The sequence below is a fragment of the Pantoea sp. AS-PWVM4 genome, from assembly GCF_000468095.1.
Lineage (GTDB): Bacteria > Pseudomonadota > Gammaproteobacteria > Enterobacterales > Enterobacteriaceae > Pantoea > Pantoea phytobeneficialis.
The window spans coordinates 159,290-184,552 of record NZ_ASZC01000013.1; the positions used below are offsets into that span (position 1 = coordinate 159,290).

At 55.4% G+C, this 25,263-nt stretch carries 22 protein-coding genes and 1 other RNA gene; 6 read left to right on the forward strand and 17 right to left on the reverse strand.

Annotation, left to right across the window (positions count from 1 at the left end; all coding sequences use genetic code 11):
* Positions 1–9: 9 nt before the first annotated feature.
* From gcvP to L579_RS12655, 7 genes are all read right to left on the reverse strand, one after another.
* On the reverse strand, positions 10–2,883 hold the full coding sequence (gene gcvP / locus L579_RS12625; RefSeq protein ID WP_021184624.1) for an aminomethyl-transferring glycine dehydrogenase: 2,874 nt from the start codon (positions 2,881–2,883) through the stop codon (positions 10–12).
* An 84-nt stretch (positions 2,884–2,967) separates the two neighbouring features.
* Complete coding sequence (gcvH, locus tag L579_RS12630; protein ID WP_021184625.1) at positions 2,968–3,354, reverse strand: glycine cleavage system protein GcvH; 387 nt, start codon at positions 3,352–3,354, stop codon at positions 2,968–2,970.
* A 20-nt stretch (positions 3,355–3,374) separates the two neighbouring features.
* A complete protein-coding gene (gcvT, locus tag L579_RS12635; protein WP_021184626.1) occupies positions 3,375–4,472 on the reverse strand; it encodes a glycine cleavage system aminomethyltransferase GcvT in 1,098 nt (365 codons plus the stop codon).
* A 477-nt stretch (positions 4,473–4,949) separates the two neighbouring features.
* Entirely contained in the window at positions 4,950–6,152 is a 1,203-nt protein-coding gene (gene ubiI, locus L579_RS12640) for an FAD-dependent 2-octaprenylphenol hydroxylase (protein ID WP_021184627.1), read from the reverse strand.
* Between the two features lie 20 nt (positions 6,153–6,172).
* Positions 6,173–7,351, reverse strand: coding sequence for a 2-octaprenyl-6-methoxyphenyl hydroxylase (gene ubiH / locus L579_RS12645; RefSeq protein WP_021184628.1), 1,179 nt, complete (start codon positions 7,349–7,351; stop codon positions 6,173–6,175).
* Positions 7,348–8,670, reverse strand: coding sequence for a Xaa-Pro aminopeptidase (pepP, locus tag L579_RS12650; RefSeq protein ID WP_021184629.1), 1,323 nt, complete (start codon positions 8,668–8,670; stop codon positions 7,348–7,350). The genes ubiH and pepP overlap by 4 nt, the downstream gene beginning before the upstream one ends.
* A gap of 51 nt (positions 8,671–8,721) precedes the next feature.
* Positions 8,722–9,303: a YecA/YgfB family protein gene (locus L579_RS12655; protein WP_013510337.1), complete on the reverse strand. Its 582-nt coding sequence runs from the start codon at positions 9,301–9,303 to the stop codon at positions 8,722–8,724.
* A 170-nt stretch (positions 9,304–9,473) separates the two neighbouring features.
* Here L579_RS12655 and zapA point away from each other — a divergent pair, with 170 nt between their 5' ends.
* The 3 genes from zapA (at position 9,474) to L579_RS12665 (ending at position 10,693) form a co-directional block, all read left to right on the forward strand.
* On the forward strand, positions 9,474–9,803 hold the full coding sequence (zapA, locus tag L579_RS12660; RefSeq protein ID WP_013510338.1) for a cell division protein ZapA: 330 nt from the start codon (positions 9,474–9,476) through the stop codon (positions 9,801–9,803).
* Between the two features lie 39 nt (positions 9,804–9,842).
* Positions 9,843–10,026, forward strand: a non-coding RNA gene (ssrS, locus tag L579_RS23350) — 6S RNA.
* A 76-nt stretch (positions 10,027–10,102) separates the two neighbouring features.
* Positions 10,103–10,693, forward strand: coding sequence for a 5-formyltetrahydrofolate cyclo-ligase (locus L579_RS12665; protein ID WP_021184630.1), 591 nt, complete (start codon positions 10,103–10,105; stop codon positions 10,691–10,693).
* 51 nt (positions 10,694–10,744) lie between these two features.
* Here the strand turns inward: L579_RS12665 and serA are convergent, their stop codons facing one another.
* Entirely contained in the window at positions 10,745–11,983 is a 1,239-nt protein-coding gene (gene serA / locus L579_RS12670; RefSeq protein WP_021184631.1) for a phosphoglycerate dehydrogenase, read from the reverse strand.
* 279 nt (positions 11,984–12,262) lie between these two features.
* Positions 12,263–12,922: a ribose-5-phosphate isomerase RpiA gene (rpiA, locus tag L579_RS12675; protein ID WP_021184632.1), complete on the reverse strand. Its 660-nt coding sequence runs from the start codon at positions 12,920–12,922 to the stop codon at positions 12,263–12,265.
* A 159-nt stretch (positions 12,923–13,081) separates the two neighbouring features.
* Between rpiA and L579_RS12680 the strand changes: the two genes are divergently transcribed.
* Positions 13,082–13,987 carry a LysR family transcriptional regulator ArgP gene (locus tag L579_RS12680; protein ID WP_013510342.1) on the forward strand — a complete coding sequence of 302 codons (906 nt, stop codon included), beginning with the start codon at positions 13,082–13,084 and terminating at the stop codon, positions 13,985–13,987.
* A gap of 73 nt (positions 13,988–14,060) precedes the next feature.
* Here L579_RS12680 and L579_RS12685 read toward each other — a convergent pair whose 3' ends face one another.
* Positions 14,061–14,789 carry an oxidative stress defense protein gene (locus tag L579_RS12685; RefSeq protein WP_021184633.1) on the reverse strand — a complete coding sequence of 243 codons (729 nt, stop codon included), beginning with the start codon at positions 14,787–14,789 and terminating at the stop codon, positions 14,061–14,063.
* A gap of 218 nt (positions 14,790–15,007) precedes the next feature.
* Between L579_RS12685 and L579_RS12690 the strand changes: the two genes are divergently transcribed.
* Complete coding sequence (locus tag L579_RS12690; RefSeq protein WP_021184635.1) at positions 15,008–16,315, forward strand: MFS transporter; 1,308 nt, start codon at positions 15,008–15,010, stop codon at positions 16,313–16,315.
* Here L579_RS12690 and L579_RS12695 read toward each other — a convergent pair.
* Positions 16,302–17,000: an IclR family transcriptional regulator domain-containing protein gene (locus L579_RS12695; RefSeq protein WP_021184636.1), complete on the reverse strand. Its 699-nt coding sequence runs from the start codon at positions 16,998–17,000 to the stop codon at positions 16,302–16,304. The genes L579_RS12690 and L579_RS12695 overlap by 14 nt on opposite strands.
* Positions 17,001–17,059: 59 nt before the next feature.
* Here L579_RS12695 and L579_RS12700 point away from each other — a divergent pair, with 59 nt between their 5' ends.
* Positions 17,060–19,336: an FAD-dependent oxidoreductase gene (locus tag L579_RS12700; RefSeq protein ID WP_036626575.1), complete on the forward strand. Its 2,277-nt coding sequence runs from the start codon at positions 17,060–17,062 to the stop codon at positions 19,334–19,336.
* On the opposite strand, the gene argO is transcribed toward L579_RS12700, so the two are convergent.
* From argO to L579_RS12730, 6 genes are all read right to left on the reverse strand, one after another.
* Positions 19,315–19,938, reverse strand: coding sequence for an arginine exporter ArgO (argO, locus tag L579_RS12705; RefSeq protein WP_021184638.1), 624 nt, complete (start codon positions 19,936–19,938; stop codon positions 19,315–19,317). The two genes, L579_RS12700 and argO, sit on opposite strands and share 22 nt — an antisense overlap.
* Before the next feature lie 182 nt (positions 19,939–20,120).
* Positions 20,121–20,996 carry a small-conductance mechanosensitive channel MscS gene (gene mscS, locus L579_RS12710; protein WP_021184639.1) on the reverse strand — a complete coding sequence of 292 codons (876 nt, stop codon included), beginning with the start codon at positions 20,994–20,996 and terminating at the stop codon, positions 20,121–20,123.
* A gap of 188 nt (positions 20,997–21,184) precedes the next feature.
* Entirely contained in the window at positions 21,185–22,264 is a 1,080-nt protein-coding gene (gene fbaA / locus L579_RS12715; RefSeq protein ID WP_021184640.1) for a class II fructose-bisphosphate aldolase, read from the reverse strand.
* A 113-nt stretch (positions 22,265–22,377) separates the two neighbouring features.
* Complete coding sequence (gene pgk / locus L579_RS12720; protein WP_021184641.1) at positions 22,378–23,541, reverse strand: phosphoglycerate kinase; 1,164 nt, start codon at positions 23,539–23,541, stop codon at positions 22,378–22,380.
* Positions 23,542–23,592: 51 nt separating this feature from the next.
* Positions 23,593–24,612 carry an erythrose-4-phosphate dehydrogenase gene (gene epd, locus L579_RS12725; protein WP_021184642.1) on the reverse strand — a complete coding sequence of 340 codons (1,020 nt, stop codon included), beginning with the start codon at positions 24,610–24,612 and terminating at the stop codon, positions 23,593–23,595.
* Between the two features lie 372 nt (positions 24,613–24,984).
* The coding region (locus tag L579_RS12730; protein ID WP_036626578.1) for a transketolase-like TK C-terminal-containing protein at positions 24,985–25,263 on the reverse strand (279 nt) is incomplete at its 5' end.

Genomic DNA, 25,263 nt, shown 5'->3' on the forward strand with positions numbered 1-25,263 from the left:
CAGTGTAGCTTACGCATACTCACTCATCGGTACGCAGCTACAGAACAGGTTGCGATCGCCAAACACATCATCCAGACGTTTTACCGTCGGCCAGTATTTGTTGGCGCTGCCTGCCGGGAACACGGCCAGCTCGCGGCTGTACGGATGCGCCCACTCACCAACGATCTCCATCTGAGTGTGCGGCGCATTGACCAGCGGGTTGTCCTCTGCCGGCCATTCACCATCTGCCACACGATCGATTTCCATACGGATTGCCAGCATCGCATCAATAAAGCGATCCAGCTCGATTTTGCTCTCTGATTCCGTCGGCTCGACCATCAGCGTACCCGCAACCGGGAATGACATGGTTGGCGCATGGAACCCGTAATCGATCAGACGTTTGGCGATATCCATTTCGCTGATGCCGGTTTGTTCTTTCAGCGGGCGAATATCAAGAATACATTCATGCGCCACGCGATCATCGCGACCGGTATAGAGAATCGGATAGGCTGACTGCAAACGGCTGGCGATGTAGTTGGCATTGAGGATTGCCACCGAACTCGCCTGCTTCAATCCTTCAGCACCCATCATGCGGATATACATCCAGCTGATCGGCAGAATCGAGGCACTGCCAAAGGGGGCTGCGGATACCGCGCCCTGCTGCGTCAGTACACCATCAATCTGCACTACGCTATGGCCCGGTACAAACGGTGCCAGATGCGCTTTCACGCCGATCGGTCCCATACCTGGGCCGCCACCGCCGTGTGGAATACAGAAGGTTTTATGCAGGTTAAGGTGAGAGACATCCGCGCCGATATAACCTGGCGTGGTGATCCCCACCTGGGCGTTCATGTTGGCGCCATCCAGATAAACCTGACCGCCGTACTGATGCACGATCTGGCACACTTCACGGATAGTCTCTTCATACACGCCGTGCGTTGACGGGTAGGTCACCATGATGCAGGAGAGTTTATCGCCTGACTGCGCCGCTTTCTCACGCAGATCGCCGAGGTCGATGTTGCCCTGTTTGTCACAGGCCACCACCACCACCGACATTCCCGCCATCTGTGCCGACGCCGGGTTGGTGCCATGCGCAGAACTGGGGATCAAACAGATATGGCGATCGCCTTCGTTACGGCTTTCGTGGTAGCGACGGATAGCCAGCAAGCCAGCATATTCACCCTGCGCACCAGAGTTAGGCTGCATACACAGCGCGTCGTAACCGGTCAGCTGTACCAACCACTGCGACAGTTGGCCGATCATTTGCAGATAACCGGACGCCTGTTCTGCCGGACAGAACGGGTGCAGTTCAGCGAATTCCGGCCAGGTAATCGGGATCATCTCTGCGGCGGCATTCAGTTTCATGGTGCAGGAACCGAGCGGGATCATCGCCTGGTTCAACGCCAGATCCTTTTTCTCCAGGCTGTGCATATAACGCATCATCTCAGTTTCGCTGTGATGACGGTTAAATACCGGGTGCTCGAGAATCGCGCTCTGGCGCTGCTGCCCTGCCGGGATTCCGCTGTTTTCAGCAGCCACGGCGCTGTCCAGCGCATCAATGTCCTGGCCATGCTCATCACCCAGCAAAATGGCGAACAGCGCCTGCACGTCTTCACGACGGGTAGTTTCATCCAGCGTGATGCCCACGGCGTGATGAATGTCGCTACGCAGGTTAACACCGAAACTCAGCGCACGGTTCAGCACTGCCGCTTTGTCAGCCACTTCGACGGTCAGGGTATCGAACCAGCTATTGTGGCGCAGTTTCAGTCCGCCATTTTTCAGTCCGGCCGCCAGGATGCTGGTCAGACGGTGGATACGCGAGGCAATACGCTTCAGGCCAGCCGGTCCATGATAAACCGCATAGAAACCAGCGATGTTTGCCAGCAGCACCTGTGAAGTACAGATGTTGGAGTTGGCCTTCTCACGGCGGATGTGCTGTTCACGGGTTTGCATCGCCATACGCAGCGCGGTGTTACCGGCGGCATCGCGCGACACACCGATGATACGCCCGGGCATGGAACGCTTGTGCTCGTCACGGCTGGCAAAAAATGCCGCGTGAGGACCACCGTAGCCCATTGGCACACCGAAACGTTGCGCAGAACCAAATACAATGTCTGCGCCCTGCTTGCCCGGTGCTTCCAGTTGCACCAACGCCATAAAGTCAGAGGCGACACTCACCACCACTTTGCGGCTTTTCAGCTCGGCAATCAGCGAACGGTAGTCATGCACTTCACCGGTGGTACCCGCCTGTTGCAGCAGCACACCAAACAGGTCGTCATGATCGAGCGCTTTTGCTGCGCTATCGATAATCAGTTCAAAACCAAAGGTTTCGGCACGCGTACGCACCACATCCAGTGTTTGCGGATGGATGTCGTCAGCGATAAAGAATTTGTTGGCATTTTTCAGCTTGCTGACGCGTTTTGCCATCGCCATCGCTTCAGCGGCGGCGGTGGCTTCGTCAAGCAGTGAAGCCGATGCGATATCAAGGCCGGTCAGGTCCAGCGTCAGGGTCTGGAAGTTGAGCAGCGCTTCCAGACGGCCCTGCGATACTTCCGGCTGGTAAGGGGTATAGGCGGTGTACCAACCCGGATTTTCCAGCATGTTGCGCAGAATCACCGGAGGGGTGATCACTGCGGTGTAGCCCATACCAATCCAGGATTTATAACGCTGGTTCTGACTGGCAATCGCTTTCAGCTCTGCCAGCGCCTGCTGCTCGGTGGCCGCATCACCCACAGCGGGCGGTCCCGGCAATTGGATGTCGGCAGGCACAATGGAACCAATCAGGGATTCCAAAGAGCTGGCACCAATCGCTTCCAGCATGGTGGCCTGTTGCTCCGGCGTTGGTCCGATATGGCGCTCAATAAAAGCACCGTTATGTTCAAGCTGGCTGAGAGTCTGAGTCATTAGCAGTAAATCCTGAATCGGGCTGGGTATTAATACAGACAAAAAAGAAAGGTGCCGCCACGCGACACCTTCTGATACTGGCGCTTAATCTTCGATGGTTTTTTTATAACCTTCGGCATTCATCAGCGACTCGAGTTCAGACTCATCGCTGGCCTTGATTTTGAACAGCCAACCGTCGGTGTAGGGGTCGCTGTTAATCAGCTCCGGTGAGCTTTCCAGCTCTTCGTTGACCGCCAAAATTTCGCCACTGATGGGAGCGTAAATATCAGAAGCCGCTTTCACCGATTCGGCAACTGCGCAATCTTCACCGCTCTCAACCACGCGGCCCACTTCCGGCAGATCGACAAACACCATGTCACCCAACAGCTCCTGAGCATGTTCGGTAATCCCTACGGTGTAGGTGCCGTCGGCCTCCTGACGCACCCACTCGTGGCTCTCTTTGTACTTCAATTCGTTTGGTACATTGCTCATCGCCAAATCTCCTGAAAAAGTTACTGTGCGACCGGTTTACCGGCGCGAACAAAAATTGGTTTGGTGACCTTTACCGGCATTTCACGATTGCGGATTTCCACAATCGCCTGCTCGCCAATTCCGGCTGGCACGCGTGCCAGCGCAATGCTGTATCCCAGCGTCGGAGAGAAGGAGCCACTGGTAATAATACCCTGCTGCGGCTGACCTTGTTCATCGGTGAAACGTACCGGCAGACCGTTACGCAACACCCCTTTTTCGGTCATGATCAGACCGACCAGTTTTTCCGTTCCGGCAACGCGCTGAGCTTCCAACGCCTCGCGGCCAATAAAATCACGGTCGCTGGGTTCCCAAACAATGGTCCAGCCCATATTCGCCGCCAGCGGTGAAACGCCCTCGTCCATCTCCTGGCCGTAGAGGTTCATCCCCGCTTCCAGACGCAACGTATCACGCGCACCCAAACCAGCCGGTTTAACCCCTGCAGCCAACAGGCGCTGCCAGAAATCCGCGGCGGCGTTAGCCGGCATGGCAATTTCGTAGCCCGCTTCACCGGTATAACCGGTGGTAGCGATAAACAGATCATCCGCCTGCACACCGAAGAACGGTTTCATGCCCGCGACGGCATCACGTTGCGCGGCACTGAACAGCGACTGCGCTTTCTGCTGCGCATGCGGTCCCTGCACCGCGATCAGTGCTAAATCGTCACGTTCAGTCAGGGTAATGCCATACGGCTGTGCGTGTTCACCAATCCATGCAAGGTCTTTCTCACGCGTGGCTGAGTTCACCACCAAACGGAAGAAGTCCTCGGTCATAAAGTAAACAATCAAATCATCAATGACGCCACCTGATGCATTTAGCATGCCGGTGTACAGCGCTTTGCCTGGCTGGGTCAGTTTGGCGACGTCGTTCGCCAGCAGGTAACGCAGAAATTCGCGGGTGCGGGCACCGTGCAGGTCAACGATGGTCATGTGGGAAACATCAAACATGCCGGCATCAGTGCGTACCACATGATGCTCATCCATTTGCGAGCCGTAGTGGAGTGGCATCATCCAGCCGTGAAAATCCACCATACGTGCGCCGCAGGCCTGATGCTGTTCGAATAGAGGCGTTTGCTGAGTCATAACCATCCTGTAGAAACAAGTGAGCGTGACGCGCCTGCGTAGCCGATTGTGGCTGACGCAAACGTTCTCTTTGCGCTGACGTTACCACCGAACGAGGCAATTAACCATAAGCAAAACGAGGGCGAACTTGCGTTGGGCGTCAGCAAACCGCCGCACAGAATGCAGGATAATTCACTGGTTTTATGTGATTAAACACGCACAAAATACAACAAGTTAACTTTTATACAGAAAAATAATGTAATCCAGCACTCCGTATGGGCCAATGGCACCGCATAAAAAAATCTTTTGCATGAGAAAATGTAATGCGAATTCCGACGTAAAATTAGAATAAATCAAACGAGGCGCAAAAAGGGTGCGGGGATGCATCAGGATGGTGCAAAGGAGGCAATGATCGTAGCGGTGCGATTTATCGCGCGGGTTTTACCGGCATCGCGAACGGATTCGCGCGATAAATCGCGCCGCTACGGGATGGAGGGATTAGCGCAGCCAGGCGGGGATATCATTCAGCCCCATGGCCTGCTTGAGCATCATCGGTTTGATGCCTGGCAAGGTATCGGCCAGTTTCAACCCGACATCACGCAGCAATTTCTTGGCAGGATTGCTGCCCGCAAATAATTCGCGGAAGCCCTGCATACCCGCCAGCATTAACGCAGCGCTGTGCTTGCGACTGCGTTCATAGCGGCGCAGATAGAGATGCTGACCAATATCCTTGCCCTGACTGTGCAGGCGGCGAATTTCACCGATCAACTCTGCCGCATCCATAAAGCCGAGATTGACACCCTGGCCTGCCAATGGGTGGATGGTGTGTGCGGCATCGCCGACCAACGCCAGTCGGTGCGCGGCAAAGTTACGTGCATAGCGCGCCATCAGCGGGAAGGTTTTACGTTCGCTCTCGACCTGGCACAGACCCAGGCGCATATCGAACGCGACGGAAAGCTGTTGATTAAACAGCGCTTCGGGCATCGCCTGCAAACGGCTGGCTTCCTGCGGCGACAATGACCAGACAATGGAGCTGAGATGCGGGTCCTGCATCGGCAAAAATGCCAGAATGCCGTCGCCGTGGAACACCTGGCGCGCCACCGCATCATGCGGCAGATCGGTGCGGATATTTGCCACCAGCGCGTGATGATCGTAATCCCAGAAAGTGATCGGAATATCGGCCTTATCACGCAACCACGAGTTGGCCCCGTCAGCGGCAATCAACAAACGCGCGCTCATCATGCTGCCGTCCTGGAGCGTGATAAAGGCTTCGTTATCGCCAAACGCCACCTGCTGCAACTGCGCCGGAGCCAGCAAGGTGATATCGCTGCACTGGCTGGCACGTTGCCACAGCGCGCTGTGAATCACCGGATTTTCAATAATATGGCCGAGATGTGCGAGGCCCTGCTGCTCATCATCGAAACTGATGCTGCCAAAGCTGTCCTGATCCCACACTTCCATGCCGTGATACGCGCTGGCGCGCAGAGCCAGAATCGTTGACCAGACATCCAGTTTTTGCAGCAGGCGTTCGCTGGCGGCATTGATTGCCGAGACGCGAACGGATGGCGCAGCCGCCGGATCAAACTGCGGTTCTGCGGCCTTCTCCAGCACCGCGACGCGTAATCCGCTGCCTTGCAGCCCACAGGCGACGGCCATTCCGACCATGCCACCGCCAGCGATAGCCACATCAAAAGTTTGCATTGCTGCCCCTTAATTCATGCTTAACGTTTTACCCAGCCGAGCGTACGCGCGGCAAGGGGGTTTCGCAGCCACGGCAGGTGGTCCATCGCCACCAGCCCAAAATTTCGTCCTGCCACTAGCGGAGCATAACGGTTGGCGAACAACCGCACCAGACCATCGGTGACGCCAATGGTGGCGGCACGGTCCGGTTGGCGTCGTGCGGCAAAATGATGCAGCACCGCATAACTGCCAGGGTCCTGACGCTGGCGCCAGGCGCTGGCGAGATTTTCCGCCAGCGACATCACATCACGCAGGCCGAGGTTAAAGCCCTGCCCGGCAATCGGATGCAGCGTTTGCGCCGCATTGCCAACCAGCGCCAGACGATGCGCCACCTGGCGTTCAGCCGTTTGCAACGCCAGCGGGTAGATTTCGCGCTGACCGGTATGGGTGAAGCGCCCGAGACGCCAGCCAAAGGCCTGTTGCAGCTCACGCAGGAAAGTCGCGTCATCCCACTGCATCAGGGCTTCTCGGTCATCCAGCGGATGACACCATACCAGTGACATGCGATTGCCCGACATCGGTAACAGCGCCAGTGGGCCATGTTCGGTAAAACGCTCAAAGGCGCGCCCCTGATGTGGCAACTGCGTGGTGACATTGGCAATCACCGCCAACTGCTGATAATCCTCACGCTGCCAGTTAATGCCGCAGGAGGCAGCCAGCGGTGAACGCGAACCGTCAGCCGCCACCAACAAAGCACTGTCCAGTTGCTCGCCGCTATCGAGCGTGACCTGCACGTTATCAGCGCTGCGTGACACCGCCGTGACCTGCGCCGGGCAACGTAACGTTACACCCGGCGCCTGTTTCAGACGCTGGAACAGCCGTTGTCCAACATCAAACAACTCCACCACCTGCCCCAACGCCGGGAGCTGATAATCCGCCGCCTGCATCGAGACAAACCCGGTGTGGCCACGGTCAGAAACGTGCACCTGGGTGATTGGCGTGCCGCAATCCTGCAATGAACGCCACAGATCGATCTCCGCCAGTTGCTGGCAAGTGCCCGCCGCCAGCGCGATGGCACGGCCGTCATACCCCGGATGCGCACGGCTGTCCGGCTCACTGCGCTCAATCAGCGTTACCGGCAGTTTTCCCTGAGTGAGATGGGATAACGCCAGTGCCAGAGTGGCACCGGTCATGCCGCCGCCTGCAATCAGAATGCTCATGCCTGTCGTGCCGCCGCCATTAAGGCTTCAATCGCGTCAGCATCCTTCACCACGCTGTCGGTCAGATTCTCGTTGCCGTCTTCGGTGATGACGATGTCATCTTCGATACGAATACCGATTCCGCGATATTGCGCAGGCACCCTGGCGTCTGGTGCGATATACAGACCAGGTTCAATGGTCAGAACCATGCCGGGTTCGAGGATGCGGTCGCGGCTTGGTGTGCCGTAGTGACCGACATCATGTACATCCAGCCCCAGCCAATGGCTCAAACCGTGCATAAAAAATTGACGGTGGGCCTGCTCGGCCAGCAGCGCATCCACTTCGCCTTCCATCACCCCCAGTTCCACCAGGCCGGTGACCATGATACGCACCACTTCGTCGTTCACGTCATGGATGCTCACGCCCGGACGGAACAGTTCCAGCGCTTTGTACAGTGACGCCAGCACGATGTCGTAAATGGCACGCTGAGGGGCGGTGAACTTGCCGTTAACCGGGAAGGTTCGCGTGATATCGCCCGCATAGCCCTGGAATTCGCAACCTGCGTCAATCAGTACCAAATCACCATCGCGCATCTCGCACTCATTTTCGGTGTAGTGCAGGATGCAGCCGTTTTCACCCGCTCCGACAATGGTGTTGTAGGAGGGAAAACGTGCGCCGTGACGATTGAACTCATGCTGGATTTCACCTTCAAGCTGATATTCAAACATCCCCGGACGACAGACCTGCATGGCGCGGGTATGGGCCAGCGCGCTGATTTCCCCGGCACGACGCAGGATGGCGATCTCTTCGGGTCCTTTGAACAGGCGCATATCATGCACCCACGGACGCCAGTCGGTGAGGGTATCTGGCGCGCTCAGGTTCTGACGGAAGCCACGACGCAGTTTTTCCAGCGCACTGAACACCAGTTTGTCGGCTTCGGCATACAACCCCTGGGCGTGATACACCACATCCAGACCGTTTAACAGCTGATGCAGTTGTTCGCCAATATCGTCCCACGGCAATGCCCGGTCCACGCCGAGTTTCGCCGGTGCCGCATCCTGGCCCAGACGACGGCCAAACCAGATTTCGGCGGTCAGATCACGCACGCGGTTGAACAACACGCTGTGGTTGTGCGTCTCGTCGCTTTTAATCAACACCAGCAACGCCTGCGGCTCGTTAAAACCGGTGAAATACCAGAAATCGCTGTTCTGACGGAAGGGATATTCGCTGTCGTTGCTGCGCGTCACTTCCGGCGCAGCAAAAATCAATGCGGCACTACCGGGTGCCATACGGGCAATCAGCGCCTGACGACGTTGCTGGAAAGTTTCCAGTGTAATCATGTTTGCACTCCCTGTTGAAAAGCGGGCACGGCAGTACCCGGAATGACGCGCTTAGTGTAGCGTGGGCTTCTGTACTTCAGGTGCTGTCGGCGGTCGCGGCTGGGTGAAGGTGTCGTGACACAGCAGCGCGGCAACGCGCACATACTCAATCACCTCTTCGAGTGATTGCTCAAGCTCTTCCTGATCTTCATCTTCGTCATAGCCCAGTTGAGCGATGGTGCGCAGGTCATCAATCGCTTCTCCGGTTTCGCCGGTGACCTTGTCCAGTTTCGGCTGAGTCACACCCAATCCCAGCAGGAAATGGTTGACCCATCCCGCCAGCGCATCGGCACGGTCAAATACCGTGATGTCATCGTCGTCAGGCAACATCAGTTGAAACAGGAAACCCTCTTCATCCAGAGTGTTGGTCAGGCTCTCATGGAGCGCCTGCAACGGCTGCGACAGGCTTTGTGAAAAGGCCATGCCTTCGTTGGTGAGGTCGTGCACCAGCGTCTTCCAGCTGTTATCCTGGTTACCGCCGCACAGGATGCCGCAAATCAGGCCGTGCATTTCGGCGGGTGTCATTCCCACGCCCTGCTGGGAAAGCGCCGCTGCCAGCGCGTTGTAAGTGGGCGTTGCGTTCTGTAAAGACATAAGCTTTGGTCGTCGTTGGCAGAATAAGTTCGTGTTATGCTACCACCAGGTGCCTCAGGGTTTCCAGAAAAGGGGTTGTAACTTCTCACCCAGGTCTATATAGTTGCGCTCCTCCCAAGCCATTGACTGCTAAGGGAGATGCGGGCGAAGTAATCAGTCAGGAAGGTGGCATGTCTGCACAACCGGTAGATATTCAGATTTTTGGTCGTTCGTTGAGAGTGAATTGTCCGCCTGAACAGCAAGATGCGCTGAATGCGGCAGCTGAGGACCTCAATCAACGGTTGCAAGATTTAAAAGTTCGCACTAGAGTCACAAATACAGAACAACTGGTGTTCATCGCCGCGTTAAACATCTGCCACGAATTGGCACAAGAGAAAGGTAAGACGCGCGACTACGCAGCCAATATGGAACAACGTATTCGTATGCTGCAACAGACCATTGAACAAGCATTAGTTGAGCAAGGTCGCATAACTGATCGCCAGGGCACAAAGTTTGAATAACACTTCATGGTTATCGTGATACAGTAACGGTGAAGTAAATTTTCTCTGAGATGTTTGCATGCGGGCCAGTCCCCTGAGCCGATATTTCATTACCACAGAATGTGGCGCTCCGTAACTTGTGAGCATGCTCGGTCCGTCCGAGAAGCCTGATAGTTGCGACGACACATTCACCTTGAACCAAGGGTTCAAGGGTTACAGCCTGCGGCGGCATCTCGGAGATCTCCTCTTAGTTCCACTTCTGTTATCCCCCGGTACGCATGATATAGTGGCTGGCAACAGCCGACTTTGCCGGGGATATCATGTCTGAACCCTCATTTCGTGACCGACAAGACATTCGTCAACATGTGCGTCATCTGCGCCGCAACCTCACGGCTGAACAGCAGGAACAAGCCGCCGATTTGCTGGCAGAGCATGCGATAAATTTTGCGCCCATCAGCAATGCCGAACGTATTGCGTTGTTCCTGTCCGTTGATGGGGAGTTGAATACTCGCCCACTCATCGCCAAGCTCTGGCAACAGAAAAAACAGGTTTTCCTGCCGGTGCTGCACCCTTTCGCCCCCGGAAATTTACTGTTCCTGCGCTACACACCCGACACGCCACTCAGCCCGAATAAATTAAGCATCCCGGAACCGCCGCTGGATATCACCCAAATGGTCACCCTTGATCAGCTGGACGTGGTGATGGTGCCATTAGTCGCGTTCGATCAAAGCGGGCAGCGATTGGGTATGGGAGGCGGTTTTTACGATCGCACGCTACAAAACTGGCAGCAGCATGGTTTTCTACCGGTGGGGATTGCGCATGACTGTCAACATGTTGAAACGCTGCCAGTAGCGACCTGGGATGTGCCGTTGCCGGTGGTGATTACACCGTCGAAATTGTGGCAGTGGTGATTTGCGCGATAAATCGCGCCGCTACGATAGCTGTAGCAGCGCGATGTTAAATCAGTACAGCAAGCGCGCGCGAATGGTGCCCGGAATTGCCTTCATCAGTTGCAGCGCTTTATCCGCCACATCCTGCTGTGCATCGATATCGATTACCACGTAGCCCATCAGCGGCGAGGTTTGCAGATACTGGGCGGCAATGTTGATGCCCTGCTCGGCAAAAATCTGGTTGATGGCGGTCAGTACACCCGGACGGTTTTCGTGGATGTGCAACAGGCGACTGGCGCTGGCGGCATGCATCGGCAACGACACTTCCGGGAAGTTAACGGCAGACAGGGTTGAACCGTTGTCAGAATACTTCGCCAACTTGCCAGAGACTTCCAGACCGATGTTTTCCTGCGCTTCCTGCGTCGAACCACCGATATGTGGCGTCAGAATCACGTTATCGAATTCACACAGCGGTGAATTGAACGGATCGCTGTTGGTCGCCGGCTCCACCGGGAACACGTCAATCGCCGCACCCGCCAGATGTTTGTTAGACAAGGCATCGCACAGCGCCGGAATATCAATCACCGTACCGCGTGCGGCGTTAATCAGCAGCGCACCTGGCTTCATCAGCGCCAGTTCGGCGGCACCGATCATATTCTGCGTTGATGGGGTTTCCGGTACGTGCAGGCTGACCACATCACTCATGTTGAGCAGGTCAGACAGGTGACGCACCTGTGTGGCGTTGCCCAGCGGCAGTTTGTTCTCGATATCGTAGAAAAACACATGCATGCCAAGGCTTTCCGCCAGCACACCGAGTTGCATACCGATATGGCCATAGCCGATGATACCCAGCTTCTTGCCACGAGCTTCATAGGAACCCGCTGCAATTTTATTCCAGATACCGCGGTGCGCTTTGGCGTTCGCTTCCGGGATGCCACGCAGCATCAGCAGCATTTCACCAATCACCAGTTCGGCAACCGAACGGGTGTTGGAGAACGGGGCATTAAATACCGGCACGCCACGTTTTGCTGCTGCATTCAGGTCAACCTGGTTGGTGCCGATACAGAAGCAGCCAACCGCAACCAGTTTTTCAGCCGCAGCGAAAATCTCTTCGGTCAGTTGGGTACGGGAACGGATACCAATGAAGTGTGCGTCACGAACGGAGGACTTCAGCGTCTCCGCATCCAGTGCACCTTTGTGGAATTCGATGTTGGTGTAACCTGCTGCGCGCAGGTTATCCAGCGCACTCTGATGGACACCTTCCACCAGCAGGAACTTAATCTTGTCTTTTTCCAGTGATAACTCTGCCATTTCCCGACCCTATTCAGAATTCAACGAGGGCTGCCATAAGCCAGCCTTCTGTCAAAATATCAAAAAATTCGTTTGCAGCAAGACAATCGATTGCCTCGACCTCAGCACGCGTCAGCGCTACGGCAGCACAATGCCGTACAAAATCGGGATATGCGTACAGAGCGAAGAATGAACCTGCTGTTGATGACTGTTTTGTGACATAAGTCACCGAATTTCAGCATACGAAGAAAAGATGTTTTGCGTATGGAAATAAGCGGCGCTGCAACAGCGCCGGACAGATCATTTGGTAATGGTTTTTACGCCATCGGCAGTGCCGATCAGCGCGACATCAGCGCCGCGTGCTGCAAAAAGCCCTACTGTCACCACACCAGGCAGCGCATTGATGGCTTTTTCCAGCGCGATCGGATCGAGGATGCGTAGATTATGCACGTCGAGAATAATGTTGCCGTTATCGGTCACCACGTTCTGACGATATTCTGGCAGGCCGCCCAATTTCACCAGTTCACGCGCCACATAGGAACGCGCCATCGGGATCACTTCAACCGGCAGCGGAAAGTGGCCCAATACATCCACTTCTTTCGAGGCATCGGCAATACAGATAAATTTCTCAGCCACGGCGGAGACAATTTTCTCACGCGTCAGCGCCGCGCCGCCGCCTTTAATCATCTGCATCTGCGGATTGATCTCATCAGCACCGTCGACGTACACCGAGAGCGAATCCACTTCATTGAGATCAAACACATGAATGCCAAGGGATTTCAGTTTCTGCGTTGAGGCTTCCGAGCTGGAAACTGCGCCCTCAATTTGATGCTTAATCGAACCTAACGCATCAATAAAATGGGCAGCGGTCGAACCGGTGCCAACGCCTACAATGGTGCCCGGCTGCACATATTGCAGTGCTGCCCAACCTACCGCTTTTTTCAGTTCATCCTGGGTCATGGTATGTTTAAAACCTGTGCGACAACGAGGTGCGCGTAGTATAAAACAAGGCGGCGTAAAAAAGCGCGGCTGTTAAAGGCTTTGTAACTCAGTGCACAAAAACCATCTTTTGATTTTTTGTGGCATAGTACCCTCCATCCTGAACGAGAGAGAACAACAATGAAACGCCCGGATTATCGAACGCTTCAGGCGCTGGATGCTGTGATTCGTGAACGCGGCTTTGAGCGCGCCGCGCAAAAACTTTGTATTACGCAGTCTGCGGTGTCGCAGCGTATTAAACAGCTGGAAAATTTATTCGGTCAGCCGCTGCTGGTGCGTACCGTACCGCCGCGCCCGACGGAACAGGGGCAGAAGCTGCTTGCGTTGTTGCATCAGGTAGAGCTGCTGGAAGAGGAGTGGCTGGGTGATGAAAACGGTGGCACCACGCCGCTGCTGTTGTCACTGGCGGTCAACGCCGACAGTCTGGCAACCTGGCTGCTGCCCGCATTGAAAGATGTGCTGGCCGATTCCCCGGTGCGCCTCAACATTCAGGTCGAAGACGAAACCCGTACTCAGGAGCGCTTGCGTCGTGGTGAAGTGGTGGGTGCGGTGAGTATTCAGCCACAACCCTTACCGAGCTGTCTGGTTGATCAATTGGGTGCGTTAGATTATCTGTTTGTAGCGTCACCCGAGTTTGCCAATCGCTACTTCCCGAATGGCGTGACACGTTCGGCGCTGCTGAAAGCCCCGGCCATTGCCTTTGATCATCTCGATGATATGCATCAGGCGTTTCTGCAACAGAATTTCGATCTGTCGCCGGGTAGCGTACCCTGCCATATCGTTAACTCGTCGGAAGCCTTCGTCCAGCTGGCTCGTCAGGGGTCGACCTGCTGTATGATCCCGCATTTGCAGATTGAACGTGAACTGGCGAATGGTGAGTTGGTGGATTTGACGCCCGGCTTGTACCAGCGCCGGATGCTGTACTGGCATCGCTTTGCCCCGGAAAGCCGTCTGATGCGCCGCGTCACCGATGCATTAATTGCCCACGGCCACCGCGTATTGCGTCAGGATGATTTAGCGGCCTGACAGCACACGAATTCGTAGCGGCGCGAGTTATCACGCACAGGATTGCGCGATAAATCGCGCCGCTACGGAAACATTACGGTGTATTCGGTTTGATATCGAATACCACATCCACCTGATCGTCAAAGTGAATGGTCTGCTGCTCGTAGGTTTGCTGCGCTGAGGTATCCGCCTCTGGTGCCGCCGCTTTGAACATGCGTGCCATCGGCATCGGCTGATAGTTGGCTACGTGATAGCGGATGCTATACACCGGACCGAGTTTCGCATTGAAACCTTCCGCCAGTGCTGATGCCTGCTGAGTTGCATTGGCGATAGCCGCTTTACGCGCCTGATCCTTATAGGTCTGCGGATTTGCCACGCCGAGATCGACAGCACGAATCTCGTTCAACCCGGTTTTCAACGCCCCATCCAGCAGTTCATTCAGCTTCTCCAGCTGACGCAGCGTCACCTGTACCTGGCGTACTGCGCGGTAGCCTTTCAGTACCGATTTCCCCTCTTTGGTGTAATCGTACTCCGGCTGGGTGCTGAGGTTAGCAGCATCGATATCTTTCTTCTCGATGCCATTTTTTTGCAGAAAATCAAAATATTGTGCAACACGGCTATCGGCCTGCTTTTTCGCATCCGCCGCGTCTTTCGATGAAACATTCACCACAATCGAGAGCGTAGCAATATCCGGACGTGCCTCGACACTTGCCTGCCCTGAAGTCACCACATGCGGCCCATTCGGCAGCTCGTCGGCCTGAACCATCGCAGGCAATGCGCCCGCGCTCATTACGGCGGCCAGCGCCAGTGCTTTGAGTTTCACGAAAGTCCTCCTTGAAGATTCAATTCTGAGGTCGCCACTATGGCGAAGCCTGCTACACATTACCATGCGTGATGGTCTGAGTTTTGATTCAACGAAAAGTTCGGGCACTCTGCTGTTTTATCGTCTCCGCGATCACAAAATAATCACCCTGTATTCGCTGAATTTGCCCACCAGTGTTTCTATTAAAGAGACACTCTGACCTCCGGGAGCGTTCCACGATGACAGAGCAACCGATAGCCCAACCCCACGTTTGTGTCCGTGCCGGGCGCACACGCTTTCTGATGCTTGGCCTGGTGTTTATCAACATCATTATTAATTACATGGACCGAACCAACCTGTCGGTCGCCGCCACGACAATGGCCGGTGAATTGCGCTTCACGCCGCTGGAGATGGGGTTAATCTTCTCTGCCTTTGGCTGGATTTATGCCGCCTTACAGATCCCCGGCGGTTTCCTGATCGATCGTCTGGGCGCGCGGCTGGTGTATGGCGTCGGGCTGTTTGTCTGGTCGATGGTGACGGCGCTACACGCTTTTGCCGGTAGCTTTCTCGCGCTGTTTGGCCTGCGTCTGGGCGTCGGTGCCTTTGAAGCCCCGGTGATGCCCGCCAACAACCGGGTGATCTCCAGTTGGTTCCCGGAACAGGAGCGCGCCAGCGCCATCGGTATTTACTCTTCGGCGCAGTTTGTCGGTTTAGCCTGCATGACCCCGTTGCTGTTTCATGTGCAGGATGCGTTTGGCTGGCGCGGCTTGTTTCTGATTACCGGTGTCGCAGGCATGATTTGGGCGCTGGTGTGGTATGTCCTCTACCGCGAACCTGGCGATCACAAAGGGGTTTCCCAGGCGGAACTGAATTATCTGCGCAGTAATGGCGCGCTACTGGGTGACCGCCAGAGCGCTCAACAACCACGCGCGCGCTGGCAGGATCTGGCGCAGATGTTCCGCAGTCGCAAGCTGGTTGGCATCTACATTGGTCAGTTCACCATTTCGGCTACCTTCTGGTTCTTCCTCACCTGGTTCCCGACCTACCTGGTGGAATATCGTCATATGGCGTTTATTAAGAGCGGCTATGTGGCGTCACTGCCCTACTTCGCCGCCTTTTGCGGCGTGCTACTGGCCGGCTTTGCCTCGGACCGCATGATACGTCGGGGCGTTTCGGCCAGTGTTGCTCGCAAACTACCGGTAATCCTCGGATTATCGCTGACCTTATTTATTCTCGGGGCCAATTACACGGACAACTCCGCGCTGATCATCCTGTTTATGTCTGTCGCCTTCTTTGGCAACGGCCTCGCGACCATTACCTGGGTGTTTGTTACCGCGCTGGCACCGCGCCATTTAATCGGGCTGGCCGGTGGCGTATTTAACTTCACCGGCGCGCTCTCCTCCATTGTGGTGCCGATCGCCATTGGCGCATTAATCGATGGCGACAATTTCGCGCCAGCGCTGGCGTTTATCGCCATGCTGGCCGCTATCGGCATCGCCAGTTACGTGTTTATCGTCGGGAAAATCGACCATGTTAGCGCGCAATGATCATGCGCTGCGCCAGCGCCTGCAACTGCGCCAGACGCTGCTGGAGATGTGCCTCATCCGCCTGCCAAATTTTGGCGAACGCCAGGGCCGCACGATTGTTATTAATCGGCAGTGCCATGCTGATTTCTCCATCGTCACGATGCCAGATGAGGGTGTCCTGCGTGCGTTTACGCGCCAGCAGCGGGGCAATCTGCGCCCATTGATCGTCGGTGAAACGTGGCCGCAAGGCTTCATCGCTCTCCGCCGCCAGCAGCGATACGCCGATCACCGACTGCCAGGCGGGCAACATATGGTAGCCCGCCAGCGCCTGGCTGGTGCTGGTACGCTCGCCCGGTTCCGAGTGCCAGATATAGATCACCTGGTCCTCCCACAGCACGCCCAGCGCCACCACGATATCGCGTGGCGCATTGGCTTCCAGTTGTGGCAGCGCCTGGGCAAACAGCGACGATCCGCGAATCGCCTGTGCTGCCAGCGCATGTACCCCAGGTCCGGGCAGATAGCGGCGATGCTCATCCTGCATCGTCAGACCAATCGAGGCCATGGTCATCAGCAGGCGGTTAACCCGCGTGCTGTTCATCCCCATCTGGCGCGCCAGTTCGCGACAGCCAACGGCTTTATCACTGGAAACCAGATATTGCAGGCAGCGAATACCGTCAATCAGGCTTTGATTGGGTTGAGAAGACATACATCACCCTGTGGCGGTCAAAAATTTAATCTTAGCGTCAGAGTTACAGGAATGAAATGATGCAAATTTTCTCCTCTCAGGATAGCCGCCAATTTCCCCTGCAACCTTTGCAAGCGGATGTGTTGGTGGCCGGTGGTGGTTTGGCCGGTGTCTGCGCCGCGCTGGCCGCAGCGCGTGATGGCGTGACGGTGGTGCTGATTCAGGATCGCCCGGTGCTGGGCGGCAATGCCTCCAGCGAAGTTCGTCTGTGGGCCAACGGTGCCACCTCGCACATGGGTAACAATAATCGCTGGGCGCGCGAAGGTGGCATCATGGGCGAGATCATGGAGGAGAACCTGTGGCGCAACAAAGAAGGCAACCCGATGTTGTTTGATCTGGTGCTGCTGGATCTCGTCCAGGCACAGCCCGGCCTGACGCTGCTGCTGAACACCACAGTGACCGGGATAGAAAAATCAGGTCGCCAGTTACAGGCGGTGCATGCCTTTAACGCCATCAACCAGACGCGCTATCACGTTAGCGCCCGACAATTTATCGATGCCAGTGGGGACGGGGTATTGGGTTATCTGGCAGGTGCCGCACATCGGGTCGGTGCGGAATCGGTAGAGGAATTCGGTGAGAAAATGGCTCCCGGCGAGCATTTTGGCCACAAACTCGGTCACTCCATCTACTTCTACACCAAACGCAGCGCTGAGCCTGTGCGTTTTATCCCGCCAGGCTTTGCCCTGAAGGATATCCAGGCCATTCCACGCTATAAACGCCTGACCTCTGAACTGAACGGTTGCGACCTGTGGTGGCTGGAATGGGGAGGACGGCTCGACACGGTGCATGAGAGCGAAACCATCAAATGGGAGCTGTGGAAAATCGTCTGGGGCGTATGGGATTACATCAAGAATTCCGGCGAGTTTCCCGATGCGGAAAACCTGACTATCGAATGGGTCGGCCTGATCCCCGGCAAACGTGAAAGCCGCCGCTTTCTCGGTGACACGCTGCTATGTCAGCAGGATATCGTGGAACAACGCGATCATTATGACGCCGTGGCCTATGGCGGTTGGTCGATTGACCTGCATCCCGCTGATGGCGTCTACAGCGAACATGATGGCTGCCGCCAGTTTCACAGCAAAGGCACCTACACCATCCCATTCCGCGCTTTGTACAGCCAGTCGCTGGATAACCTGCTGCTGACCGGCAGGTTGATCTCCGCCACCCATGTGGCGTTCGGTAGCGCACGCGTGATGTGTACCTGCGGCGTACTCGGTGAGGTGGTGGGACGTGCAGCGGCGATCTGTCAGCAGCAGCATCTCACCCCAGGCGAGCTGTCCACTCCTGAACGAATCGGACAGCTTCAGCAGCATCTGCTGCGCCAGGGCGCTTACATTCCACGCCAGCGGCTGTTTAGCCCGTCCGGTGCAGTGAAGGTACACGTCAGCAGCACGCTTCAGCTCAGTTCCCTGCCTGCTGATGGTGGCTGGCAGCCCCTGAAATCACGTTGCGCGCTACTGTTGCCCTTGAAAGCCGGAGAACGTTTTCCCGCCCTGAAGGTGTCGATGCGGGCGGCTGCACAGCAGTCGCTACAGGTGTCGCTGCTGACCAGTGAAAACCCGGCCAATACCTGTGGCGACCGTCATCTGGCCAGTCAGACGATCTGCGTCAACGATCAAGGGGAATACCGGCTTGATTTTGCGTATCGCGCCGACTGTGATCGTTACCTGATGATTGCCTTTGCCGAGAATCCGGCGATTGAGATCGCCCTGACCAGCCAGCGGCTGCCGGGCATCATGATGGTGTTTAACAGCCTGAATCCACGGGTGGCAAAACGCACCCGCCAGATCAATGATGGCGATTATGGTGTCGATGAATTTGATTTCTGGCTACCACGCCGCGCACCACACCAGGTTCTCATCGCCTTCTCCCTTGAGGTTCCGTTGCAACTGTGGCATCGCGACGCGCTACTGAACGGTAAGTTGCGCCCGGAAAGTCATACTAACTGTTGGGTTCCGGCATCCGACGACAGTGCGCCGGTGGTGAGCTGGCAATGGTCACAGCCCCAGCAGGCCAGCCAACTCACCCTGTTGTTTGATAATGATTTTGACCATGCAATGGAGACGGTGCAGATGGGGCATGCGCAGGCCGTAACGCCGCATTGCACCACCCATTACCGCGTATGGCTGGATGAGATGTTGCTGGCTGAGGTGAACGATAACCATCATTCACTCTGCCATCATGTATTGCCGCAGGGCGTGAGTTTTCGGCAAATACGCCTTGAACTGCTTGCCACGGCGGGCGCTCTGCCCGCACTTTACGGTTTGCATCTGCATCACCAGTTGGCGATACCCTGACGCGCCAGCTGGAAAGCAATCACCCACATCACCGTGCCTACCAGCAAATTGATAATACGTTGCGCACGCACGGTGCGCAGTCGGGGCGATAACCATGCGGCCATCAGCGCCAGACCAAAGAACCAGATGATCGAGGCGCTGACGCTGCCGAGGGCAAACCAACGGCGTGCGGCTTCAGACGGCAACTGACCACCGAGGCTCCCCAACACCACAAAGGTATCGATATAAACATGGGGGTTGAGCCAGGTCACCGCCAATAGGGTGGCGATAATGCGCCAGCGTCCCTGCTTTATCATCTCTGCCGATGCCAGCGAGACATCCCCCTGCCAGGCATTGCGCAATGCCCCCCAGCCATACCAGCTCAGAAAGGCCACGCCGGTCCAGGTGATAAGCATCAGCAGCACTGGCGACTGATTAAGCAAAGCGCTGCCGCCAAAAATACCGCCACAAATCAAAGCAATGTCACTCAGGGTGCAGAGTACCGCCGTCATCAAATGATAATGGCGTTTTATGCCCTGGTTCATCACGAAGGCGTTTTGCGGCCCCAACGGCAGAATGAGCGAAGCCCCAAGAGCAAGCCCTTGTAAATAAACAGATAACACGGGAATTTTTCCATCAACATGGGTGATGGCGTGAAGTATAAAGGCGTGAAATTATTAGAGGAAATGGAAAAAATTAATGGGTCATTAGAAAAAACGATTACGTAGCGGCGCGATTTTTCGCGCAATTCCGTGCGCGGTGCCGGAAAAACCCGCGCGATAAATTGCGCCGCTGCGTTTGGGGATTATTCGGTGCGTTCAGCCACCGCTGCCTCGTTTTTCACCGGATGGAAATGTACATCCATCTGCGGATAAGGGATGCCGATGCCATGCGCGTCCAGCGTGCGCTTGTAGTTTTTCAGCAGGTCCCAGTAGACGTTTTGCAGGTCGCTGCTCTTGCTCCAGCAACGCACAACGAAGTTGAGCGACGAGGCAGCCAGTTCGTTCAGGCCAATCTGGATACCCAGGTCCTTCAGCACGCGCTCGTCCGCTTCGGTCACTTCTTTCAGTAAGCTGATAACCTGATCCACATCCGCATCATAGGCCACGCCGATAATAAATTCGTTACGGCGAATTGGTTCACGAGAGTAGTTAACGATATTACCGGCAATGATTTTGCCGTTCGGCACCACCACGATTTTGCCATCGGCACTTTTCAGGGTGGTGGAGAAGATCTGCACGTTCTGTACGGTACCCGTCACGCCACCGAGATCAACGAACTCGCCGGTACGGAACGGACGGAAGGTCACCAGCAGCACGCCAGCTGCGAGGTTGGAGAGCGACCCCTGCAATGCCAGACCCACGGCCAGACCTGCGGCACCCAGAACGGCGATCACTGAGGCGGTCTGCACCCCCACGCGTCCGAGCGCGGCGATAATGGTAAAGGCGATAATGCCGTAGCGCACCAGCGCTGACAGGAAATCCGCCACGGTAGCATCGATATGACGCGCCACCAGCACCCGATTGATGGCATTCGAAATGATGCGCGCCACAATCATCCCGATGATGATGATGGCAATCGCCGCCACAATATTCACGACATAGCTCAGGATCAGTTCCTGATTGCGTACCAGCCATCCACCCGCGTTGTTAATGCCGTCAACGACATTTAAATCTTCCATTTGTTAGCCCTGTTGTTGAGTTTCCCGCAGGAAAGAACAAAAACTGCCAGAATGAATCCGACACTCCCGCGTACAAGGGTAAACAATAATGGGGGCCAGCGCCAAAGATGGTCAGAATTTACTGAATAATCCGAAAATAATGCATAAAAAAAGGCCCTTTCGGGCCTTTTTTGTACTGTAAGGGAAAATTACAGTACGTCGATCGCGTTAAGCTCTTTGAACGCCTGTTCCAGGCGAACCACCATGGATGCCTGAGCAGAGCGCAGCCATACGCGCGGATCGTAGTATTTTTTGTTCGGGCTATCTACGCCGTTCGGGTTACCGAGCTGGCCTTGCAGATAGTCTTCGTTCTTTTTGTAGTACTGCAGGATACCGTCCCAGGTCGCCCATTGGGTGTCGGTATCGATGTTCATCTTGATCACGCCGTAGCTGATTGACTCTTCGATTTCCGCAGCAGAAGAACCGGAACCACCGTGGAATACGAAATCCAGCGAGTTGTGCGGCAGGTTGTGTTTCTTAGAAACATATTCCTGAGAATCACGCAGGATGGTCGGGGTCAGCTTAACGTTACCCGGCTTGTACACGCCGTGAACGTTACCGAAAGATGCCGCAATGGTGAAACGCGGGCTGATTTTGCTCAGTTCGGTGTACGCGTAATCCACGTCTTCCGGCTGGGTGTACAGGGCAGAAGCGTCCATGTGGCTGTTGTCCACACCATCTTCTTCGCCGCCGGTGCAACCCAGTTCGATTTCCAGCGTCATACCCAGTTTCGCCATACGGGTCAGATATTTGCTGGAGATTTCGATGTTTTCATGCAGTGACTCTTCAGACAGGTCAATCATGTGAGAAGAGAACAGCGGCTTACCGGTTTTGGCGAAGTGTGCTTCACCCGCGTCCAGCAGACCGTCGATCCACGGCAGCAGTTTTTTCGCGCAGTGGTCAGTGTGCAGGATAACCGGCACGCCATACAGCTCAGCCATCAGGTGCACATGGTGCGCACCGGCGATAGCACCGGCAATCGCCGCGCCCTGAGGTTTGTCGGTTTTGTAACCTTTACCCGCGATGAAAGCAGCACCACCATTGGAGAACTGAACGATGACCGGCGATTTCACTTTCGCTGCCGCTTCCAGTACTGCGTTGATGGAATCTGTGCCGACGCAGTTTACTGCTGGCAGGGCGAATTTGTTCTCTTTCGCCACTTTGAAGATTTTCTGAACGTCATCACCAGTGACAACGCCGGGTTTTACGAAATCAAAAATTTTAGACATGGTTGTGTCCTGTTTCGTTTACCGTTCATCCCCGAATCGAGGGGGACTGGATTTTATGCCCCATAGCGTCAGGGCAAGTCTTCAGGCGACGCCAAAGCGCCGCCCCCAAAAGATTACTGCTTCGCGCGCTCTTCCAGCATGGCTACGGCTGGCAGTTTTTTACCTTCCACGAATTCGAGGAATGCGCCGCCACCGGTAGAGATGTAGGAGATCTTGTCTTCGATACCGAACAGATCAATGGCTGCCAGGGTGTCACCACCGCCTGCGACAGAGAACGCTTCGCTGTCAGCGATCGCGTTAGCAACGATTTCGGTGCCTTTACGGAAGTTCGGGAACTCGAACACGCCAACCGGACCGTTCCACAGAATGGTTTTTGCGTCTTTCAGCAGTTTTGCCATTGCCTGTGCGGTTTCATCACCGAAGTCCATAATTTCTTCGTTATCCGCCACTTCGGAAACCTTTTTCACGGTTGCCGGTGCGGTTTCAGAGAATTCTGTGCCTACGCGGGAGTCGGTCGGAACCGGGATACCGTACTGGTCACGCAGCCCTTTGGCCGCTTCCACGAAGTCTGGCTCGTACAGGGATTTACCGACGTTGTTGTCGATAGCCACGAAGGTGTTAGCGATACCACCGCCGACGATCACGGTGTCAGCGATTTTCACCAGCGATTGCAGCACGTCGAATTTGGTAGAGACTTTAGAACCACCGACAACCGCCACCAGCGGACGCTGCGGGTTGCTCATCACTTTGCCCAGCGCTTCCAGCTCAGCAGAGAGCAGCGGACCGGCACAGGCGATCGGTGCGAATTTACCTACGCCGTGAGTTGATGCCTGCGCACGGTGCGCAGTACCGAAGGCATCCATCACAAACACGTCGCACAGCGCGGCGTATTTTTTGGACAGCGCTTCGTCGTCTTTCTTCTCACCTTTGTTGAAGCGTACGTTTTCCAACACCACCAGCTCACCCGCACCGACTTCAACACCGTCGAGGTAATCTTTAGCCAGGGTAACTGTGGTGCCGTTCAGCTTGTCTTTCAGATAGTTAACAACCGGCAGCAGGGAGAACTCTTCGTTGTATTCACCTTCGGTCGGACGACCCAGGTGAGAGGTAACCATCACTTTCGCGCCCTGTTTCAACGCCGCTTCGATGGTGGGCAGAGAAGCACGGATACGTGCATCAGACGTCACTTTCCCTTCTTTCACTGGTACGTTGAGATCGGCACGGATCAGAACACGTTTTCCAGCAAGATCCAGATCGGTCATCTTAATTACAGACATGGTGAACCCTCTCGTTGATTCTCATAAGTTTTGCCAGACGCAGACCGCGTCTTACCTGAAACCGCTTGCGGCCATTGCTAACGTTGTGTCGAGCATGCGGTTAGCAAAGCCCCATTCGTTGTCACACCAAACCAGGGTTTTGATAAGGTGGTGACCGCTGACCCGCGTTTGCGTGCCATCCACAATGGCACTGTGCGGATCATGGTTGAAATCTACTGAGACTAACGGTAATTCCGTATAGTCAACTATACCACGAAATGCCCCTTCTGATGCGTTTTGCAGCAAGGCATTGACCTCACATGCCTTCACCGCCTGGCGTACCGAAACGCTCAAATCAATGGCCGTAACATTGATGGTTGGCACACGCACCGCGATAGCTTCGAAGCGATCGTTAAATTTCGGAAAAATGCGCGTTATACCCGCCGCCAGCCGCGTATCCACCGGAATGATCGATTGGCTGGCTGCACGGGTACGGCGGAGATCGCTGTGATAAGCGTCGATCACCTGTTGATCGTGCATCGCCGAGTGGATGGTGGTCACGGTGCCTGACTCAATGCCAAAGGCGTCATCCAACAACTTTATCACCGGAATAATGCAGTTGGTGGTGCAGGATGCGTTGGAGACAATGCGGTCAGTTTGTTTAAGAGCCTGTTCGTTCACGCCGAACACTACGGTGGCATCCAGATCGTTACCGCCCGGATGCGAGAACAACACCTTCTTCGCGCCCGCCTGCAAATGGGCTTCGCCATCCGCACGGCTGCCGTAAACGCCGGTACAATCCAGCACGATATCGACATTCAGCTCCTGCCACGGCAGGGTGGCGATATCGGCCTGATGCAGGATACGGATAGTATCGTCACCGACAAACAGCAGGTCGCGTTCCTGGCGCACGTCAAAGGCAAAACGTCCGTGGCTGGTATCGTACTTCAGCAGATGCGCCATACCGACGGCTTCCGCCAGTTCGTTAATCGCCACCACGGTGATTTCTGCTCTGCGGCCTGTTTCATACAACGCACGCAGCACATTACGCCCGATACGACCAAAACCATTTATAGCTATGCGAACGGTCATCTTTCCTTCAACCACACCTGAAAAAACGTGCCGATAGCCTGAGCGTTTCACACCCTTTTGTACAGGGAATTCTTGTCGACTGCCTGTGGTTGTCAGCGGGTTTTACGCCACAACTGAAACGGTTCAGCTAGGATAAAGCAAGGAAGGAATAACAGGAATGATTGTGATCAACTGCGCTGCTGATTATTGGATCTACGTCACAAAATAAGCCAATTTAAGATTATTACTGGAGGAATAATGAGGTAATGCTTGCCCGAATTCGTAGCGGCGCGATTTATCGCGCAATTCCGTGCGCGATGTCGGAAACCCCCGCGCGATAAATCGCGCCGCTACGGGAATCCAAACGGGCGGCCATCAGGCCGCCCAAAAGCATTACAGAATTGATTTCGCGGTTGCGACCACATTGGCAACGGTGAAACCAAACTCTTCGAACAGTTTCTCTGCCGGGGCAGATTCACCAAAGCTGGTCATACCGACGATTGCACCGTTCAGGCCGGTGTACTTGAACCAGTAATCGGCGATACCCGCTTCGATCGCCACACGCGCAGCCACTGCTTTCGGCAGGACAGATTCACGGTAAGCCGCATCCTGTTTGTCGAACGCATCGGTGGACGGCATGGAAACCACGCGCACTTTACGGCCTTCGGTGGT